Origin of the sequence: Paraburkholderia ginsengiterrae, from assembly GCF_001645125.1 — a bacterium.
Classification (GTDB): domain Bacteria; phylum Pseudomonadota; class Gammaproteobacteria; order Burkholderiales; family Burkholderiaceae; genus Paraburkholderia; species Paraburkholderia ginsengiterrae.
Genome location: NZ_LXKA01000382.1, coordinates 53,646 through 70,786, shown reverse-complemented (window position 1 = coordinate 70,786; position 17,141 = coordinate 53,646). Strand labels below are relative to the sequence as shown.

Below are 17,141 nucleotides of genomic sequence, written 5' to 3'. Positions count from 1 at the left end.
CCAATCGTGCGCATTAGTGAACCTATACTGGGTCAAATAGATCCGCAAGCCGGTGCTTGCGGACCACCTCATAAAGGAACCGTGATGAAGCTCATTCAGATTATCGTTGCAGCATCGATCCTGATGCCGGCCGTATCTTCCTTCGCGCAATCGACGCCGCCGGCGGTGAACGGAGACGTGAGGGCCCAGCTGGTTCACGCAGATCCAACGTATCAGTCCTTTGATTCCAATGTTCAAAAGCAGGCGGCGATGAACACCGTCAGACGGAATGGCGGCCAGTCCCGGCAGATTGCTGGGGTGAACGTTGGACGTTACTCAATGTCAGTAGTCGGTCCCGCTTTCTAGTGCTGTCGATGATTATCGAGCCGCCGTTCATACGGAGTGCGTCATCGCGCATGTGAACTGTTATACATGGGCGCCCTCTCATGCAGCGCAACGCTTGGAGAGAAGGCATGGAGAGTGGGAGCGTGCCGGCCGGCTAAAGAACGTCGTTTTCAGGACGATAAACGATATATCCTCGCTCTCGTCCGGCATGCACCATGACATCGTCTCTAATGATCCACCCGACAATGCCCGAGCGACGGGTCAAGCGCGGATTCAACTGGTCTGCCTTAATATTCGGCACCCTGTGGGCATATTCCGAAGGACTGGTCATTCAAGGGGGACGGATGGCCGCGGCCGATGCTGCTGCCGGTCTCCTCGGCTGTTTCGACCATCCGGCCTTTCTGACTGCGGCTTTGCTACTGTTCGTGACGAAAAACGTCTGCTGCGCACGCCATGGCAGCGGCTGGGTGTACCGGCAATTGCACGGCCAAGGATACCGCTCGGTTCAATAGGCATGTATCAGGAGTACGACAACAGATCGCCGTACTTTCCGACGAGATCAATGCAATGGATCAAGAAACGGTGTGTCCAGGTCGCTGGCGTAAAAGACAACGACACGGAGGGACTCGCTGGTGCTTCGGTTATAACCGGTCATCTTCACGTGCGGCGGCTCCACCATTGCCTGACCTTGAGTGACGGTGACGGGCGCCATGTCTTCCATCTCTAAAGTGAAGGTACCCTCCAGCACATAAACAGTCACCGGAAACCTGTGCGTATGAAAAACGGTTTTATCGCCGGGTTTGAAACTCGCTGTCAAAACGCGAAGTTCCTGTTTTTCCCCTTTCGGCATGCCTTCGACCATTTGCTGAAGAAGTATTTGAGGCTTGACGGTTCCCGACTCTTGCGCGGCACAAGGTAGGCAGACAGCCGAGCCCAAGGCGACAGCTACGACAGTCAAACAGGTAGTCGTTTTCAATGTCTTCTCCATTCAAGATAATACTCGGCAGCGAATGCCGGCAAACCTGGTTTCGGCTTCCATTCGCGATGACTTTAACAAACCTTGTGCGAATCAGCTGTTGTTGCCGCATTGGATGTTGCTGAGCAAGGCTGACGGCAGGGACTCTTTCACACGTTTCGAACACAACAAATGGAGCGATAGCCTATGCGAGTCGTCGTGCTTGGTGGCTACGGCAACTTCGGTGCACGCATTTGCCGCGCGCTTGCTGGCAATGCGGAAATAGAACTCGTGATTGCCGGGCGAAGCGAGGCGCGAGCAACTGCGTTCGCGGCAACCTTGGCCGGAAGCGTCCCCGCAATAGCGCTTGATACCGGCGCAACCGATTTTGGCCAGCGACTCGGCGACATCAAACCAGGTCTGGTAATCCATACGGCAGGGCCGTTTCAAGGGCAAGGCTACGATATTGCACGAACGGTTGCAGAGTGCGGCGCGCACTATGTTGACCTTGCGGATGGCCGCCGGTTCGTCTGCGATTTCCCCGACGCATTGGATGCGCAGTTCAAAGCCGCTAGACGCACGGCCATTAGCGGCGTGAGTACGCTGTCTTCGCTCTCGGCGGCCGTCGTCGACGATCTGCGCAATCGTTTCGACGAACTTTCCTCGATCGATATGTGTATCGCACCGGCACAGCATGCCCCACGAGGCAAAGCGACGCTGGCCGCCGTGTTGTCATACTGCGGCGAGGCGGTCCCGGTGTGGCAAGCGGGTGGATGGGTGCAGCAGGTGGGTTGGGCACGCCCGACACGTGTCCAATTTGCACACTTGACACCGCGGTTGGCGGCATTGTGCGACGTTCCGGACCTGGAGTTGTTCCCGCGTCGCTATGCGGGTGTGACCACCGTCATGTTTCGTGCGGCGCTTGAAGTAGCACTGACGCAGCGCGTATTCGCTTTGATTGCATGGGCGCGACACAAGCGACTGCTCCCACGCGCAAGCCTGCTGGCGCCATTAGTGCATGGCATCGGGACGTGGTTCGATCGCTTCGGCTCAGGACTTGGCGGCATGGTCATCCGGCTCGATGGACGATCACTTCAAGGGCAACCGCTGTGCGTCGAATGGCACCTGACCGTAGGCGACAACTACGGTCCGGAAGTCCCTTGCATGGCGGCAATTTTATTAGCTCGGAGGCTGGCGGGCGGCGATGCATTCCCGATCGGTGCACAGACCAGTCCGGGTTTGCTGAGCTTGCACGAGTTCGCACCAGAGTTTGCGCGATGGGGCATACGGACGGAAGTGATCGAACGCGCTGGGTGACGATTCCAGATATGGAGCGCACGCAAGCTGCCGCGTGCGCGATGTTTGCGTCTAAGGGTTTGTACTTATTTCTACAACATTGTTTTGTTTTGCAAGTACTTAATTGCGAACAGGCCGCAGCCTAGACTGCAAGCACTGAAACGCAAACGGGCGTTTGCGGACAAACGAAGTCTGGAGGTAAGCATCATGAAACTCGTTCAATCGCTCATCGTCGCAACTGCTCTCGCTATTCCGGCTGTCTCATCCTTTGCCCAATCGAACGAAGCGGTCGCTCCGACCAATGTTCAGGCCACACAAACTAGCGCGTATCAAGCAAGTGGCGCTGCGACCGATTTTGGCGGGGTTGCTGACGGTACTTTGGCGTCGGGTAGCCATCGTGAACTGCGTGCGTTCGGCACCGCCGTCTCCCACTTGGGACATAAAATCCAAGGCTCTGTTCGCCCTGACCCGAATGATGGAATGAAGCCCGTGTTTTTTGGCGGCGCATAAATTGGCGGGATTGATTGCAGCCTCGTGCCGTCGATTGAGTGGTGCCTGGACGTCCGTGGTCTGTTGAGGGAATAACGCTTGAGACGCGCAGATTTATCTGCGCGTTTTCGTTTTCGGGAATCGGCCGCTGGGGTTGTTTCGCTGAGCCGCAGCGATGCTGCGCGAGCGCGCATCTATCCGATATTGACGGGATCAGACACGAGAGGATGTACGAATTCGAAATCGTGCTCACCCCAATGCCCTATGTCGGAGGCGCTTCTGGCGAAGAGAAAAATCGATTTCAACAAGCCTTAGTGGCACGCCATAATTCAGACCATGGGGAGCAATAGCCCAGCCAGTGGACGGGCTGTTCACGCAAATCGACATGCTGTGCTGACATACAGCATTTTGGCAAGCGCCCCAAATTGCCACCGGACAAAGGTCATGATCTGCAAACCTGTACGGACTCTGTGGGCGGCTGCAGGGGTGACGGCGATTTTGTCGGCTTGCGTGCAAACGGGTCCAACGTACACCGTGTCGGGGCCGTCACAGGAGATGGGCCACGATACCGAGACGCAGTCCGACCGCGCTCTGTCGAAGGCTGTCCGGCAAGCGCTGGCTCAGGCGCCTGGCTTCAATGCGGCGGGCGTGTTTGTCCGTGCGCGCGACGGCGCGGTGTTTCTGACCGGGACGGTGCATAGCGCCGATCAGATCCGTCAGGCTGAGCAAATTGCGCGAACCGTCCCGGGGGTGCTTGTCGTGTCGAACAAACTGACACTTTGGCACGGTGGGAATGGCTAAAAACGCGCGTCTTTAGAACATCGTGCGAAGTCCGATTGCCACGCCGACCTGATTGGTCCGGCCAATCGTGTTGGTCGGAACGCCCTGGCCGTTGACGCCGCCCGGGTAGTCGGCGGAGAAGGCGCCGGTGCCGCGCGCGAAGTCAGTGATCCCGTAGATTTCCGTGCGTTTTGTGAACGAGTATTCGGCGAGAACGGTAGCCGACTGGTTCACGCCCCGTCCGAGCGAACCATCGAGCAGTTCAGCATTGCGCGTCTGCCCGTAGTAGTAGGCGAACGTGAAAAGCAGCGGGGCGATGGCATGCCAGTTCGCACCGACGTAATAGGTGTTGTCGATGCGGTTGGGGCTGCCGCCCTTCAGTGTCGGCGCGCCAGATTGCTGCATGTAGCTGTCGGTCAAACCCGTCTTGTCCTGCCCCCGCAGCCAGCCGGCCAACAGGCGAATGTCAGGGGTGACCTGATACGCGCCGCTGATGTGCAGGAAGTTGGTCTTGGCGCCATTGACTGCGCTGCCGACACTGGTGCCGACCGAAGAGCCGGCCGCAGATGTCGGCACGGAGACCTGCTGGTAGCCTGCGTTGAGCATGGCAGGGCCATACGTGTACGTCAGTTCCGCGGCATAGGTGGCGCCTAGCCCGAGCGCGCCCGGCTGGTTGCTCAAGCCGTAAAGGGCGTCAATCGCGAGGCCATCGAAGCTGCCCTTGTACTTGATCGAGTTGTTGACTTCGAGATAAGGGCCGATGCCGTTATACATCCAGCTGTTTTGCCAGTAGTTGCCAACGGTCAGCGGATCGAAGATATCGCCCAAGGTGTCGTAGGCCGGCGCGTATTGCCTGCCGAAGGTCAACGAGCCCCACGTGTTGTTCGACAGGCCTACGAAAGCCTGTCGACTGAACAGTGTGCCGGGAACGTGTAGCTGCCCATTGAAGGCTTCGAAGCCGTTTTCGAGGCGGAATATCGCGGACCAGCCGTCCCCGAGATCCTCACTGCCCCTCAAGCCCCAACGACTGTGGGTTTCCGGGCCGGATGTCATGGCGACCTGGTCCTTGCCGCCGGGACCGGCATTCGTCTGATACCGGATGGCTTCATCGACGATGCCGTACAGCGTGACCGAGCTCTGTGCGAATGCTGACGAAGTCGCCGCAGCGAAAAGCGCGCCAGCGACAGTGGGGAAGATGATCTTTTTCATTAGCGATCCACAGTAATTGGTGGGCCGGCTGGGACACTTCTTCCGCACGCTCGAACAAGGAGAGTGTGAGCGGGAGCATAGCTCCTCGTTTTCTTGACGCACAAGATTTTCGTTGTGGAGTGTTGTTTATTTGCTGTGCCGGGGCAGATGCGCGCAAATCGTCTGGTGATCCGGGAGAATAAAATCAGTCTAATGGACAGGCTGCAAGCCCTTGAATTGACATGCTTCCGTCTGAGGAATCTGCTCACGGGCAAAGTCCGTCATGCAACGTTTTCGCCAGGAGTCTACAGCCCTGCGATACACGTGTATTTCAGCGTCGTGTAGTCGTCCACTCCGAACTTCGAACCTTCCCGCCCCATGCCGGATTGCTTGACTCCACCGAATGGCGCCATCTCGTTGGAGATCAGCCCGGTGTTGACCCCGACCATCCCGTATTCGAGCGATTCCGACACGCGGAATACCCGACCGAGATCGCGGCTATAGACATAGCTAGCCAGGCCATATTCCGTATCGTTGGCGAGTTCGATCACCTCGCTCTCCGATGCAAACCGGAAAAGCGCCGCAACCGGGCCAAATGTCTCCTCATGCGCGATCTTCATTGCGCTGGTCGCGTCCGCCAATATCGTCGGCTTGAAGAAAGTTCCGCCGAGCGGGTGCAACGTACCACCGCACAACAATCGAGCCCCTTTCTCCAAGGCGTCTCCGATATGGTCGATGACCTTATCGACAGCGGACTGGTCGATCAGCGGTCCTTGCGTCACACCATTCTCGGCGCCGTTGCCGACCTTCAGAACCTCGACTGCCGCGCAGAGCCGCTCCGCGAATAAGTCGTACACAGCATCCTGCACATAGAACCGATTCGTACAGACGCAGGTCTGCCCCGCATTTCTATACTTGCTGGCGATAGCGCCTTCGACCGCAGCATCGATGTCGGCGTCGTCGAAGACAATGAACGGCGCATTCCCGCCCAATTCCATCGACACCTTTTTAACCGTCGACCCAGCCTGCGCCATGAGTATCCGACCCACCTCGGTCGACCCCGTGAAGGACAGCTTCTTCACGAGAGGGCTAGTCGCGAGCGTCGTCCCGACTTCACTGGCTGAGCCCGTCACGACCGAAAACACGCCCGCCGGAACGTCGGCACGCTCCGCTAGATACGCGAGCGCCAATGCAGACAACGGTGTCTGCGATGCCGGCTTTACCACAATCGGACAGCCTGCGGCCAAGGCGGGGCCCGCCTTTCGCGTAATCATCGCGAGCGGAAAATTCCACGGGGTGATCGCAGCACAAACGCCTACCGGCTCGCGGGTGACGAGGATTCGCTTGTCCACCGACGGCCCTGCAATCACGCTCCCATCGATGCGCTTCGCTTCCTCCGCGTACCACTCGAGATAAGCAGCCGCATAACGTACTTCGCCGAGGGCCTCGCTCAGCGGTTTACCCTGTTCGGACGTCATGATCCTCGCCAGGTCGCCGGCATTTTCGAGCATCAGCTCGTACCAGCGCCGCAGAATGCCAGCACGTACCTTTGCCGGGGTCCTGCGCCACTCGCGCGCCGCGTCCGCCGCTGCCGCAATCGCCTCCTGCGTCTGCGTCGCGCCGAATCGCGGCACCGTTCCGACAACCGCGCCGGTGGCCGGATTCGTCACGGTAATGACAGCGCCCGCGTCGGACATTCGCCATTCGCCACCGATGAATGCACCGCTGCGCAGCAAAGCAGGATTTTCCAACAGCATAGGCTCAGTCTTCGTGTTCGTTTCCCTCACGGCGTCGCCTCCGGAAAAACGACGGCATTGAGAATGCAGTTTTTTTGCTGCACTAGCAGCGCTCGCACGCTCTTTCTGAACTCCGCAAATCGCGCATCGGCCATGAGCGCCGCGCGACGCGTTTCGCGGTCAGCCATGCTCTCGTAGCGCCACAGGAAAATAAGTTGATTGAGTTCTCCCACTTCCGACTGGAAGCACCCCACCATCTTGCCGAGATGCCTTTCCTGCGATTCGCGCCCAAGTGCGCCGTACTGCGCGATATATTGCGAAATACCACCCGGGACCAGGGTGTACCTGCGTTCTTCCAGTATCACAGCGTCTCCTCCAATTCATGACTTGTCGAGCACACTTTCGCAGCGAACGCACGCGTGACTTCAGCAAACGACGCTCGATCGGCAAGGGCCGCAACATACCGATCCGGACGAATGACCGCAATCGTCCGCCCTTGTTGCCGAAACCAAGGCTCCAGCGCATTTTCTAGATCTTCGACACAAATCGTCGTCGCAGACCCACTGATCCGCTCTGCACGTGACGCACCGCTGCGCGACCGCTCAACTCGGATGAACACGGCCTGCATAGACGTCCAAAAAGCTCGCCCTTCGGCATCGAGTGCTTCATAGGGGTCGGTGCGCCAGCCAACGATTGCGAACCACGGCCCTAAAACGTCGTCCAATTTCCGCTTTTCCCGCAAGCCGACTTCAACGTCCGGTTGAATGAACATGCGGCCGACCGCCGTATCAGGCGCGTCGCCCGCAGCTTCGACGACGAGTCCCCGGTCATAGCGAGGCATCGGCTTGAACTTCATCTGCAACACGTAGTCGCGCACGGGTCCAAGAGAACCGAACGACTTGAAAAACACGTCGCGAATAAATGCTTTGACGTTGCTCGTCGGCATCAGAATCCGGCCGAACGTATCCGCGAGATCGATCATCGCCTTGGCGTGATCGCGTCGCTCGACTTCGTAGCTCGTCAGAATCGACGGATCCATCCGCCCATTGACTACGGCAGCAAGCTTCCACGCAATGTTGCCGGCATCTCTTAGGCCGAGATTCAATCCCTGACCGATCCAGGGTGGGCTGAGGTGTGCCGCGTCGCCGGCGAATAACGTGCGTCCGACAATGAAACGATCGGCCACTCGGGAGTGATGTGTATAGATTCGTGCGCGCACCACTTCGAGACGATCCACATTCCAGACGTACGGTGCAATCAAGGATTTGACCGATGATTCTTCGACCAGGCGATCCGCATCTTCGTGCGGAAACACCATAAATTCCCAGCGGCGGTAGCCGAAGGGCAAATGAATGCATACGTTCGGCCGCCGCGGGTCGCAATGCAACGCTGTATAGGGGGCGTCCATCTCGGCGTTGCGCACGTCCACCACGAGCCATTTGATTGGATGGGTATTGCCGATCAATGTCACGCCGACGAGATCTCGGACCGTACTGCGGCCGCCATCGGCGGCGACGCAATACTGCGCCTCGATCTCGCGCGCCACCCCGTCGCGATCCGTCACGCCCAACGTCACGCCCTGCGCCCCCTGCCGAAGGGATTTGACCTCGGATCCAAGACGCATCTCGACGTGGGGATAGTTCGCCAGATGCTCACGTAGCGTTGCCTCGGCGAGCTGCTGCATGAAGATGTTGCGGCGATACCATCCGAACTCGCGCGTCCCAGGGCGAATATCGGCGAAAGGCTCGCCCTTCGCGGTAAACATTCGCAACGACACGTTCTGGATGATGTCGTCGATAAGCGCATCGGCCACACCGGCGGTTTGGAAGACGCGTAGCGCCTCGTCATCCATGCCTACCGCGCGAGGGTATGGAAGAACGTCTAAACTGCGATCGATCAGCATCGTTTCGATGCCGTAGACGCCGAGCAAATTGGCAACCGTACAGCCAACCGGCCCGGCGCCGACGATTGCCACGCTGGTGTGTATCTTTTCCATGATGTTCGAGCTCAAGCCCCTCGCTCGGCTTTCCGTTGTTCAAAGAAGTCATCGAGCGCGAGCAGAAAGCCAGTAGCGTTGTCATCGTGGACATAGTGCCCCGCGTTCGAAACCTCGCACCACGCTATGTGTCGATTGCGTCGGCTCATCTCCTGCGCGGTCGATCTCGACAAGAAGTCCGAATGTTCACCGCGGATCACGAGCGTCGGGCAGCGGAGGCCGTCCACGACCGGCCACAAATCGACGCCCAACTCGGGCCGCCGCGCGAGTTCGATGCGCGCGCGCCCGATCCCGTTCGCGTCGTACTTCCAGATCACGCCGCCATCCTCACTTGCCTTCAACGTGTGTTCGAGCCGGGAGTTCAACGCTTCCTCGGAGATGTGAGGCCGCTTGCTCCGCCAAAACTGCCGCGCCGCCTCCCAGTCTACGAAGCGGGACGGCGTGGACTCGAGTTCACCTACGATCCGTTTTGCGCCTTCGGTCGAGCTTGACGAACCGGGTCCGATATCTTCCACGACAAGCGCTTTGACTTTCTCGGGGTGTCTCGCCGTATAGACGAGGGCATTCGTGCCCCCGAGCGAGTGCCCTACCAGAACGAACGTTTCAAGATCAAGGTGGGCCACCATGGCTTCCAGATCCGCGACGTAGGCCGGCGTGTAGTAGTTGCACGCCGAGTCCCAGTCGCTATCGCCCCGTCCACGCTGATCGAGTGCAATCAGGCGTAAGTCAGTGGAAAAGAACCTGGCCGTCGGCTCCCACGTCATCGCATAGCTGCGCAAACCATGCAGGAGAATGACGGGCAACGCGTCCTTCGGCCCCCACTCGACATAACGCAAAGTCAGTTCGCCACTGCGGAATTCACCCCTGCTCGGCTGCAACTCGCTCATCCTATGTCTCCTATCTCAGGCCGTCAGTGCAGCCCATCCTGACCTTGGATCTCCGAAGTCTTGATGCCGCCAAGCCGCGCGTGCAGCCGCCCGCGTGAAGCAAACGCGAACGCGATGACGACTTCGTCCGGGTTGGGCGCGTCGGCGACCATGACCGAGACGGTGTCATAGTGAGAGCGCACGTAAAGTGCGTCCTTATGGGCCAGCGGAATGTCTATCACCGTATTGATGCCGCCGCGCTTGCCCGTCGACGGCACCCAGGCCTTCCCGCCGCCTACCGCATCGCGCACCGGATCGGCGAATACGCTCGTCAGAAACGCGTTGCCGTGTTCGTATTCGCCATCCGCACCTACGACGCACGCTTTACCGTAGCTCTCGACCGTGTCGTCGCCGAGCAGCTGCCGGATGCGCCGCGCGAATTCATGGCCAAGCGCGGGCGAGGCGTTCACGACCTCGCCGAGATCGTCCACGCTGCGACCGGCAAAAGGGTTGAGGATCACCGCGGCGATCACGATTTTCCGCAACGGCTCGCCATCTGCGTGGCGGCCATTCTCGTTGGTGAGAACATCTTCTATGTGGGTGTGCCACTTGCGAATTTGAAAGCCTTCGAAATTGGGAGTCGTTTTCATTTGCAGGTGCCGGTTAGTCGAACAGGGGTTTGAGATCAATGGGATCGCTAGGCGCGTGATACTCGTTCAGAAGCCGTTTTCCTTCTCCGTCGTCGAAGACAAGGTCGCAAAAGAACTCCAGACGATTGCCGTCCGGATCGTTGAAGTACAACCCGTAGCCGATCTTGTGGTCGGTCGTCTTCACGACCTCGACGTTCTTGCGCAACAGCATGCCGTACAGGCGCCGCAAGTACGTCACGTCCGCGCCGATCTCGAGGCCATAATGCTGAAGGCCTCGCTTGATCGGCGGGCGCGCCTCGTCCGTCCCGATCAGCGCGATATCGTGGTGCTTCGTGCCGAAGGACATGAACACCCAGTTCTCCCCCCGCGCGGTTTCTTCCATGCCGAGCACTTCTTCGTACCACTTGCCGGATGCGATCGGATCGCGAACGTAAAGCGCGATATGCGTGCGTTTGACGTTGGGTTTTTCCATGTACTACCTCAATGATGTTGAGGAGGATTGTCTACGGTTAAAACCGGTGTCCACGTCACGTCGGTAATTTCGCTGAACTCGCGCCACTCCTTGAACCAGGTCTGGCCGCCGTCCTCGGTCCTGAACAGATGGCCGTACTTCGAGCCGGCGAACATGAGAAGCGGATCAGCCTCGTTGACTCCGACGGCCCAGAACGCCGAGTTGGGCGTCTGCGTCAGCGGCACCTCGATCCAGGATTCGCCGAGGTCCGTCGATTTGAGCACTTTGCTCGTGTGACCCGGCGTCGAATCCCCGATGACGAGAAACGCTTCGTTGGTGCCTGGCCGGACACGCACGGTGCGCGCATAGCGCAGCGTCCATTCCTGCTTTGCATTCAAGCCCTTCCACGTCTTCCCATCGTCGTTCGAGATATAGATCGCATTGACCACGACAATGAGCAGTGTCTGCGGCGGGCCAGGAATAAAGGCGACGCAATGAATATCGGAATTGCTCACGCCGCCTCGTTGGCCATCGATTCGCTCCCAGCTCTCACCCGCATCCCTGCTACGGAACAGTCCACCCTCTTCGATGCCGAACCACAGATGGCTCGAGTTCGATGGGTCGATCGCGCAAGTCAGTACTCGAGGCTTGTTCACGCCCGCGCAACGCTCGGGGATTTCCGGCGGGAGCTTCGTCCAACTCTCGCCTCCGTCGGTCGAGCGGAAGAAGCCGGCGCGCGAAGGGGCACCCGTACCGCAAAGCATATGTTTCGGGTTGTTCGGATCGAAACAGATTGACCACACCGTCTGACCATTCAGGATCGAATCGATCCGCTTCCAGTTCACGCCGCCATCGGTGCTCTTGCAAAGGCCGACATCGGCGCCGGCGAACACCAGGCGTGGGTCGTCCGGATGCACAGCCAGACTCCGAACGACGCCGTCGAATTCGATATCCTGGTCCAGGTCGAGCCGCTTCCAGGACTTCCCGTTATCCGAGCTTCGCAGGATCCCCTGGCCGGCAGTGGCCACAAGAATGGTTTTATTCACTAGCTGCTCCTCGTTACAGAAAGATGCCACGCGTGATTCCACCGTCCGCGCCGATCGATTCGCCCGTGATCGCGCCGGCCTTCGGCGAGGCCATGAAAGTAGCGATCCATGCCATTTCCTCCGGTTGCAGCACCCGGCGAATGGGCGTGACCTTGATGTAGTTTTGCTCGACTTGCTCCGCCGTCAGCCCCTGCTTTGCAGCTTCCTTCTCGTAGAGCTCATGGATGTGCGGTGTTTCGACCACGCCGGGGTGAATCGTGTTGACCGTGATGTTGAACGGCCCTAATTGATCGGACAGCACTTTCGTCATGTGGACGATGGCCACGTTGCGCATGCCCGACAGTTGCTTGCTCCCGCGCCCCGTTAGCCCGCCGATGTTGAGAATGCGGCCGTATCGCTGGCGTTTCATGATTGGCGCGACCGCCTTCGCACAGCGGAAATAGCCCACGACCTTGATGTCGATGTCTTTCAATAGGCCATCCGCGTCGGCCTCCTCGAGTTCCGAACGTACGAGTCCGCCAGGATGGGCCGCGCCGTTGATCAAAATGTCGATGCGGCCGAATCGCCTGGCAGCCTCGTCGACGCCCGCCTGCACCGAGGCTGTGCTCGACGTGTCGACCGAAACGCAGGCGATCTCGCCCGCATCGGACGGCAGTCGCGAACGAATGTCCTCCGCGGCCTCTTCAAGGTGCTGCATCCGCCGTGCGGCAAGCACGACGTTCACGCCCTCGCCGGCCAGCTGCTCGGCGATGGCCTTGCCGATGCCCATGCTGCCCCCTGTGATGAATGCCGTCTGGCCTCTGAGTCCCATATCCATTTCAAGCTCCGTTCTCAATCCACGTTGATCCAAACGCTCTTCGTTTCGAGGTAGTTCTCAATGCCTTTGCGGCCGAGTTCGCGCCCCCAGCCCGATTCTTTGAAGCCGCCGAACGGCGATGCCGGATCCGTGACGTTGTAGCAATTCACCCAGACAGTCCCCGCTTTGAGCTGAGCAGCAAGCCGGTGCGCCTCTTTCACGTCGCGCGTCCATATGCCTGCGGCAAGACCGAACGGCGAATCGTTCGCGCGATTCACGAGATCATCGATATCGTCCCAAGGCATGGCAGTCAGTACGGGGCCGAATATCTCCTCCTTGACGATGCGAGCGCCGTCGCGGGTATCGACGAAGACGGTCGGTTCGAAGAAATACCCTTCGGGTCTGTCGTGCGGGCGGCCGCCGCCGGTAATCGTCGTGCCGCCTTCGTTGCGGCCGATGCTCACGTAGTCGCTCACACGTTGATGCTGAAGCGACGAGACGAGCGGCCCCATTTGCGTGCCGGCTTCCAGCCCCGGGCCGATTCGAATGGACTGGGCTTTGGAGGCGATATCGGCAACGACGCGATCGAAGTGCTTTTTGTGGATATACAGCCGCGAGCCGGCCGTGCAGACCTGGCCCTGGTTATAGAAAATTGCAGCGGCAGCAGCTTCGGCCACCTCGGCAGGATCCGCATCCGGCAAGATGATATTGGGTGATTTGCCGCCCAGTTCGAGCGTGACGCGTTTGAGGGAATCCGCACACTGCCGGGCAATGCTTTTGCCCACCTGAGTCGATCCCGTGAACGCGATCTTGTCGACTCCGGGATGTGCCACAAGTGCTGCGCCGGCCGTGGCGCCGCGCCCCGTCATAACGTTCACGATGCCTGCCGGAAATCCGGCCTCGTCGATCAGTTCAGCTAATCGCAACGCCGTGAGCGGTGTCTGCTCAGCAGGTTTCAAGATGCAGCCGCAGCCCGCCGCCAATGCCGGCGCCAGCTTCCACGCGGCCATCGACAACGGAAAATTCCACGGAACGATCAGCCCGCAAACCCCCACGGGTTCGCTGCGCGTATAGTTCAGGAACGTCCGCCCTCCGCTCGGCGAGACAGGAATCGTTGCTCCCTCGAGCTTGCTCGGCCAGCCGGCAAAGTAGCGAAAGATTTTCGCCGTGCCTGCAACGTCGCCGTTTAGCGCGGCCGAAAGCGGCTTGCCGTTGTCGAGCGATTCGAGCTCAGCCAACTCTTGCGCATTCGACTCGATCAGATCCGCCAGGCGATTGAGCAAACGCCCCCGGTCGATGGGCGTCATTTTTTTCCATGTGACCGCTTCCAACGCCGACCGTGCGGCACGGACCGCGGCATCGATGTCCGCCGGCCCTGCATCGGCCACGCTTGTAACGACTGTCCCGCTCGCCGGATCGAGCGTCTCGAACGTCCCTCCGTCGGCGGCGTCCTGCCAGGCGCCGTTGATAAAGAGCCGATGCCGGCGCAAGGCGAAGCGACGCGCCGCATCGCCGATAAGTTCACTCCAACCACTCACGTCGGTGGACATGTTTTTGAATCCCAGATTTGTTCTGACAGCAGTGCTCAGGCGAGCACCATTTCGATCAGGAAAGGGCCGCTCGTGTGAACGAGCGCGGTCGCAAGCGCTGCCTCGAGCTCACGCGTGGTCGATGCACGCACGGCGGGCACGCCATACCCCGACGCGAGTGCCAACCAATCGAATGCAGGGTTGTCGAGTTCCGTAAGCGCACGGGCTTGAGGACCGAATTCGGCGCTGCCTGCCCGGCGCAGCTCCGTCTGCAAAATTCCGTAGCGGCGATTGGACGTAATCAGCATGACGACCGGCAAGCGCTCACGTGCCATCGTCCACAGCGACTGGATCGTGTACTGCGCACTGCCATCGGACTGAAGCGCGAACACGCGACGCTCCGGGCAAGCGATGGCCGCACCGAGCGCGACAGGCAGCCCTTGCCCGATCGCGCCTCCAGTATTTGTGAGAATCGTGTGGCGGGCAGCCGATGCGGACGCGGTGACGAACGGATAGCCGCAGGTGCCCCCCTCCACCGATACGATGGCTTCATCGGGCAGCGCATTCGAAAGCACCTTGCCTACGAGCGCAGGATCGAGCGCGCACTCGGGAATCGCATAGCGCGACATCGGGACGCCGACCTCCGACGTATCCGCGCCAACGAGTTCTGCGAGTCTTTCCAACGCAGCGTCGCCGCATTCGGCCACATCGGCAAGCGTCATCAATCGCCGCTCGTCGACCAGCAGGCTCGGCAAACCTTCGTAGCCGAAGTAGGCAACCGGCGTGATCGTCTCCACCAGCACCACCACGTCGCCAGTCCCGAGTTGCTCGATCGCCTTTTCCGGGAAATACGGCAGACGGTCGATGTCGGGGAGGCGACCACCACGCTCTGTCCGCGCAGGAAATGTCTCACTGAAGAAGCGCGCGCCCGTGCTTGCGCCGATCCGACCGGCAGCACGCTGCCCACGCTCGGACAGTGCACCGCCACCCAACAGGAACACCACGCTTTTGCCCGCCTTCAGCTTCTGCGCGACGGCTTCAACTCGCGTTTCCTGGAAGCTGCGCCGGCTTTGCACCGACGGCAGTCCGCCGTCTCGGCGCGGGGCGTGATGCTGCTGATAATCGACCGGAAAGACGAGTGTCGAAATGCTGCCGGGCGCCCTCAACGCTGACTGAAACGCAGCGAGCGTATCGCTCTCGATGTCCCCCGTGGACTCAATGGTTCTCACCATGCCGCTCACGGGGCGTGCCAGCGAATGAATGTCGGACGTCAACGGCGCATCGTATTGAACGTGCCAACTGGCGTGATCGCCGACGATATTCACGATCGGGGTGCGTGCACGCCTCGCGTTGTGCAAGTTGGCGATGCCGTTCGCAAAGCCCGGACCCAAATGCAGCAGCGTCAAAGCAGGCTTGCCCGTCATGCGGCCATATCCGTCGGCGGCCCCCGTGCACACGCCTTCGAACAAACCGAGCACAGCCCGAATCCCGGGCACGGTGTCCAAAGCGGCCACGAGCGGCATCTCCGTCGTGCCCGGATTGGCGAAACAGACCTCGGCGCCAGCGGCACGCGCTGCAAGCAGCATGAGCTCGGCCCCCGTTGTAACTGCATCGGCGACGCTTGTTTCCAAAACTGCGGGATTAGCGGTTTCCATCGATTTTTCCTGGGTTCGATACGATGCGGCGCATCGCGCGCCGAGATCAGTGCTATGGATGCTAATCCCGTATTTCGAGACTGTCAATCTACTAGATGGAGATTTTTCTTCGAACTACTGAATCGAAAATCTCCGATGTCGGGATTTAGTTGAAGACACGAAGGCGCTAACGGTTCACTTAGGCGCCCAGCGGCAGTGTGTCGAACGCGGAGCGCCGATCGGTGCTCCGCCATGGCGGGACTTTGCGCAACGGGACCAACGAGGCATTATTCGAGGCGGCGCCATGGAGGCAGATCGCAGAATGACGGATTCTCGATCCAAGCGGCAAAACGAGCGCTGATGCACCGACGACGCGCGGCATAGCGCGCCGGCCATTTACCAACCCGCAGATAGAAGCGATAAAAACGCTATGTCGAGTCTCACCCGCATGTTGTCCATCCTTGACCTGTTCTCCTCGACTGCCATGTCGATGACGGCAGAATCCATCGCCGAGCGCATGGGGTTCACGCGTACCACCTGCTATCGATACGTCAAAGAGCTCACCGAAGCGGGGTTGCTCAACAACGCGAACGGGGTCTATTCGCTTGGCGCGCGAATCATCAATCTCGATCACAAGATGCGCGAATCCGACCCGCTCCTGCAAGCCGGCATTCCTGAGTTGAAGAAGCTCGTGCGGAGCACGGGGGGCGAGGGCCTCATCTCAACGATGTATGACGAGCAAATCATCAACATCCATCACGAGAGCGGGCCCGAGCGGCTAAACCTGGGATTCAGCCGCGGACAGGTCATGCCGCTGATGCGAGGTGCCTCCTCGAAAGTGATCATCGCAACGATGAGCCGATCGCGGCTCAAACGCCTATTCGATCGGCACTTGCTCGCGCAAGACCCGGCCCTCACCGAAGACTGGCCCACCCTGTGGCGGTATTGCCAGCAAATCACCCAGCAGGGCTATTGGGTCTCGCACGAGGAGCTTCATAAAGATCACGTGGGGATCTCGGCGCCCATTCCCGCGGGCGAAAGCAGCGAAGCCACTTCCAGCATGACCCTCGTCTTCAGGCGCGAGCACTACGCCCTGTTCAACGAGTCCGTCTTGGGCGCCGCGCTCGCGGCGACCGCCCGGACCATCGGATTCAAGGCCTACCCGGCAATACCCACCCCGCCTGGAAGGTGAACGGCGGCTACGCGTGTTCGAGGCAGTCGGGGGCGCAGGCAAGCGCTCCCAATGAAAACACCTACGCACAAGGATATTGACGATCCTTTATTGTGCGATTACGTTTCTAAAAAAGGCGCAATCTCTTGGTGCGCATTTTCAAAATCCCACAATACGGAATACGCAGAAAATCGACACAGAGATATCCTCTGACGAATCACTAGGAAGTGCGCA

Annotated in this window: 18 protein-coding genes; 6 read left to right on the top strand and 12 right to left on the bottom strand. The window is 59.6% G+C overall.

The genetic code is table 11. The features are described from left to right. Positions 1–84 precede the first annotated feature (84 nt). Together A6V37_RS36580 and A6V37_RS39770 are read left to right on the top strand one after the other, a co-directional pair. Positions 85–345, top strand: a complete 261-nt coding sequence (locus A6V37_RS36580) for a hypothetical protein (protein WP_064265105.1) — start codon at positions 85–87, stop codon at positions 343–345. A 209-nt stretch (positions 346–554) separates the two neighbouring features. Next, entirely contained in the window at positions 555–836 is a 282-nt protein-coding gene (locus A6V37_RS39770) for a hypothetical protein (protein WP_157447933.1), read from the top strand. A 47-nt stretch (positions 837–883) separates the two neighbouring features. Here the strand turns inward: A6V37_RS39770 and A6V37_RS36575 are convergent, their stop codons facing one another. After that, the gene (locus A6V37_RS36575) at positions 884–1,300 is read right to left on the bottom strand and encodes a cupin domain-containing protein (protein WP_165614389.1); all 417 of its coding nucleotides are present in this window, start codon (positions 1,298–1,300) and stop codon (positions 884–886) included. 186 nt (positions 1,301–1,486) lie between these two features. On the opposite strand from A6V37_RS36575, the gene A6V37_RS36570 reads away from it, so the two are divergent. From A6V37_RS36570 to A6V37_RS36565, 3 genes are all read left to right on the top strand, one after another. Next, on the top strand, positions 1,487–2,596 hold the full coding sequence (locus tag A6V37_RS36570) for a saccharopine dehydrogenase family protein (RefSeq protein WP_064265103.1): 1,110 nt from the start codon (positions 1,487–1,489) through the stop codon (positions 2,594–2,596). A 186-nt stretch (positions 2,597–2,782) separates the two neighbouring features. Then, positions 2,783–3,085, top strand: coding sequence for a hypothetical protein (locus tag A6V37_RS39765; protein ID WP_075643622.1), 303 nt, complete (start codon positions 2,783–2,785; stop codon positions 3,083–3,085). Between the two features lie 423 nt (positions 3,086–3,508). Further along, a complete protein-coding gene (locus A6V37_RS36565; protein WP_064265102.1) occupies positions 3,509–3,865 on the top strand; it encodes a BON domain-containing protein in 357 nt (118 codons plus the stop codon). Positions 3,866–3,877: 12 nt separating this feature from the next. Here the strand turns inward: A6V37_RS36565 and A6V37_RS36560 are convergent, their stop codons facing one another. From A6V37_RS36560 to A6V37_RS36510, 11 genes are all read right to left on the bottom strand, one after another. Continuing rightward, positions 3,878–5,053 carry a porin gene (locus A6V37_RS36560; protein WP_064265101.1) on the bottom strand — a complete coding sequence of 392 codons (1,176 nt, stop codon included), beginning with the start codon at positions 5,051–5,053 and terminating at the stop codon, positions 3,878–3,880. Between the two features lie 284 nt (positions 5,054–5,337). Further along, a complete protein-coding gene (locus A6V37_RS36555) occupies positions 5,338–6,789 on the bottom strand; it encodes an NAD-dependent succinate-semialdehyde dehydrogenase (protein WP_064265100.1) in 1,452 nt (483 codons plus the stop codon). 26 nt (positions 6,790–6,815) lie between these two features. Continuing rightward, on the bottom strand, positions 6,816–7,133 hold the full coding sequence (locus A6V37_RS36550; protein WP_064265099.1) for an NIPSNAP family protein: 318 nt from the start codon (positions 7,131–7,133) through the stop codon (positions 6,816–6,818). Next, positions 7,130–8,764: a bifunctional 3-(3-hydroxy-phenyl)propionate/3-hydroxycinnamic acid hydroxylase gene (locus A6V37_RS36545; RefSeq protein ID WP_064265098.1), complete on the bottom strand. Its 1,635-nt coding sequence runs from the start codon at positions 8,762–8,764 to the stop codon at positions 7,130–7,132. Before A6V37_RS36545 ends, A6V37_RS36550 begins: the two co-directional genes overlap by 4 nt. 11 nt (positions 8,765–8,775) lie before the next feature. Beyond that, positions 8,776–9,651 (bottom strand): alpha/beta fold hydrolase, encoded by an 876-nt coding sequence (locus tag A6V37_RS36540; protein ID WP_064265097.1) that lies wholly within the window; start codon positions 9,649–9,651, stop codon positions 8,776–8,778. Positions 9,652–9,674: 23 nt separating this feature from the next. Beyond that, on the bottom strand, positions 9,675–10,280 hold the full coding sequence (locus tag A6V37_RS36535) for an amino acid synthesis family protein (protein WP_064265096.1): 606 nt from the start codon (positions 10,278–10,280) through the stop codon (positions 9,675–9,677). Between the two features lie 13 nt (positions 10,281–10,293). After that, the gene (locus tag A6V37_RS36530; protein WP_064265095.1) at positions 10,294–10,752 is read right to left on the bottom strand and encodes a VOC family protein; all 459 of its coding nucleotides are present in this window, start codon (positions 10,750–10,752) and stop codon (positions 10,294–10,296) included. Between the two features lie 8 nt (positions 10,753–10,760). After that, a complete protein-coding gene (locus A6V37_RS36525; protein WP_064265094.1) occupies positions 10,761–11,777 on the bottom strand; it encodes a WD40/YVTN/BNR-like repeat-containing protein in 1,017 nt (338 codons plus the stop codon). A gap of 13 nt (positions 11,778–11,790) precedes the next feature. Further along, positions 11,791–12,594 (bottom strand): SDR family NAD(P)-dependent oxidoreductase, encoded by an 804-nt coding sequence (locus A6V37_RS36520; protein ID WP_064265093.1) that lies wholly within the window; start codon positions 12,592–12,594, stop codon positions 11,791–11,793. A gap of 14 nt (positions 12,595–12,608) precedes the next feature. Continuing rightward, complete coding sequence (locus tag A6V37_RS36515; RefSeq protein WP_064265092.1) at positions 12,609–14,123, bottom strand: aldehyde dehydrogenase family protein; 1,515 nt, start codon at positions 14,121–14,123, stop codon at positions 12,609–12,611. A 35-nt stretch (positions 14,124–14,158) separates the two neighbouring features. Further along, positions 14,159–15,757, bottom strand: coding sequence for an acetolactate synthase large subunit (locus tag A6V37_RS36510; protein ID WP_064265091.1), 1,599 nt, complete (start codon positions 15,755–15,757; stop codon positions 14,159–14,161). 427 nt (positions 15,758–16,184) lie between these two features. Between A6V37_RS36510 and A6V37_RS36505 the strand changes: the two genes are divergently transcribed. After that, positions 16,185–16,928 carry an IclR family transcriptional regulator gene (locus A6V37_RS36505; RefSeq protein WP_064265090.1) on the top strand — a complete coding sequence of 248 codons (744 nt, stop codon included), beginning with the start codon at positions 16,185–16,187 and terminating at the stop codon, positions 16,926–16,928. Positions 16,929–17,141 lie beyond the last annotated feature (213 nt).